The 2,003-nt window shown below is 52.8% G+C and carries 2 protein-coding genes and 1 pseudogene; all 3 read right to left on the reverse strand.

Going from position 1 to position 2,003, the window contains the following annotated elements:
* Window positions 1–512, reverse strand: a pseudogene (locus H6F43_RS01000) (alpha/beta hydrolase); the annotation flags it as partial.
* Window positions 513–614: 102 nt separating this feature from the next.
* The gene (locus H6F43_RS01005; protein ID WP_190340168.1) at window positions 615–1,193 is read right to left on the reverse strand and encodes a DUF924 family protein; all 579 of its coding nucleotides are present in this window, start codon (window positions 1,191–1,193) and stop codon (window positions 615–617) included.
* A gap of 122 nt (window positions 1,194–1,315) precedes the next feature.
* Window positions 1,316–1,807: a GNAT family N-acetyltransferase gene (locus H6F43_RS01010; RefSeq protein WP_190340169.1), complete on the reverse strand. Its 492-nt coding sequence runs from the start codon at window positions 1,805–1,807 to the stop codon at window positions 1,316–1,318.
* Between the last annotated feature and the right edge of the window lie 196 nt (window positions 1,808–2,003).

A 2,003-nucleotide genomic window follows, 5' to 3' on the forward strand; every position in this document is an offset into this window, starting at 1 on the left:
AAGTCTGGGTCATTCGGGGCATCGATCGCCTGCATAATATCGGGCAGTCGCGGCTCCAGCTCTATCAATCGCGCAATCAGCGCGGCTTGCTCCACTGGGGACGGCTGCGTCATGCTAGGGTTGTTGCGCAAGTTGGCGAAGTACGTCATCAGCACGGGGTCCTGCTGCACCTTCGCCTTCAGCGGATCGTAAATGGTTGGCTTCAAGTCGATCTGCGCCCAATTTACCGCAGCATTGATGTACGTATGTCCCGCGATCGACGGCTGATAGACGTTAAAGCCGTTGCGAAACAGGTAATCCGCTAGTCGCCACATCTGATGCGGCTTAGCGCTGAGACCGTGGAAAATCATCACCGTACCGCGAATTGCCTGTCCAGCTTCGTGAAACAGGTAATAAGGATAGGCACCCACCCGACGATCGGGATGGCTATCAATGCGGCGGATATAGGCGTCGATCGCCCGCTTCGTCTGCGTAATCTGCTCAACGGTAGGAATAATCTGGGAAGGACTCATGGTGGAAATTGAGGAATAGTAAGGATTGAAACCAATACGATCGAACTCAAACCGTTTAGTGCACTTAGGTATCCCGAACGACGAACGACGAATCCCTAGCCGCTAGAAGGACGACCCTGGCTGTTTAAGAAACTCCGCTTCTTCCGGTGTCGTGTCTCGCCCCAAAATCGCGTTGCGATGCGGAAAGCGTCCAAATTGCTCAATCACGTTCAAGTGCTTAATTGCGTACGGGTAGGCACTTTTGACATCTGGATCGTCCCTTAGAGCGTGGAACAACTCGACACACTGGCGCTGATGCTCCAGGTTTTCGCTGTGCATCAACGGTAGGTACACGAACCAGCGTTTCACGGGCGGTAGCTCTTGCGATTGTCCAGATTGAATCGCCACGATCGCCGCTGCTTGCGCTTTGGCGTCTGTGGCAAATGCCTGAGGCTGCCCCCGAAACATATTGCGCGGAAACTGATCCAGCACCAGAATCAGCGCCAAACTGCCTTCAGCGGTGGTTTGCCAATCGTCGATTGCGCCGGAAGCCGCTTGCTGGTACACGTCCTGAAAGCGCATGAGAATTTGGTGATCGAAGTCTGGGTCTTTGGAGAACCAAACGCGCCGCGTATTGCCCGTACCAGATTCACTGGGTAAACGATTAAACCAAAAGTGCACAACGTCAGTTGGTCGGGTCATGAATCTTCTGGAGCAAGATGCTTACCATGGTGCTGCTACACGCTCTAGAATCCCGGTTTCCTAATCAAAACGGGTGATTTTTCTCGGCTCGCATCAATATAGCGAGTAGTGAGCAAGACCGTCTAGCCCAACCGCAACCCGACAATGACTAAGTCTCGCCCATCGTTTTCAAATTGGGCGACCCCAGGTAAGTAGCCCCAGCGCTGAAATCCGAACTTCTCAAACAGCTGCAAGCTGGGCAAATTTTCCGCGAAGATAAAGCCGAGCAGGGTCTTGATGTCGAGGCTAGGGCTGTGCGCGATCGCCCGTTGCAGCAGAAGCTGCCCAATCCCTCGACGCTGGTAGTCAGGCGAAACGTAAACGCTGAGTTCGGCAGTTGTGTCATAGGCAGGTCGCCCATAAAACGACTGAAAACCTACCCAACCCACTACAGCTTCATCAATCTCTACGACCCAAAGCGGGCGCTTATCTAAATCGTGGCTGCGAAACCAGCTTAGGCGACTTTCAACCGTGACGGGTTCTACGTCAGCGGTAACAATGCGGCAGGGAATCGCCGCATTGTAGATTGCTATGATCGCTGCTAAATCTGCCTCTACCGCATTCCGAATGTTCATAAGCTGCACTCTACAAGTGAATGTAATGCCGGTGCAACCTTAAGTGATGATGTCCAAACCTCTTGATTGACGCCTCGTCCTTAGCGAAGGAGGGCAACAGAACTGGAGACGATTGAAAGAGTGCACCTTGCTCAGCTTACGATCGACGCAGCACAATGATTGAATCCCTGCGAACTAATTTTAAATCTGCCGTGAC

Origin of the sequence: Leptolyngbya sp. FACHB-36, assembly GCF_014695955.1 — a bacterium.
GTDB lineage: Bacteria > Cyanobacteriota > Cyanobacteriia > Leptolyngbyales > Leptolyngbyaceae > FACHB-36.

Coding starts and splice junctions, on each gene's coding strand:
- H6F43_RS01005 (WP_190340168.1), bottom strand. CDS start 1,193: ATGACCCGACCAACTGACGTTGTGCACTTTTGGTTTAATCGTTTACCC.
- H6F43_RS01010 (WP_190340169.1), bottom strand. CDS start 1,807: ATGAACATTCGGAATGCGGTAGAGGCAGATTTAGCAGCGATCATAGCA.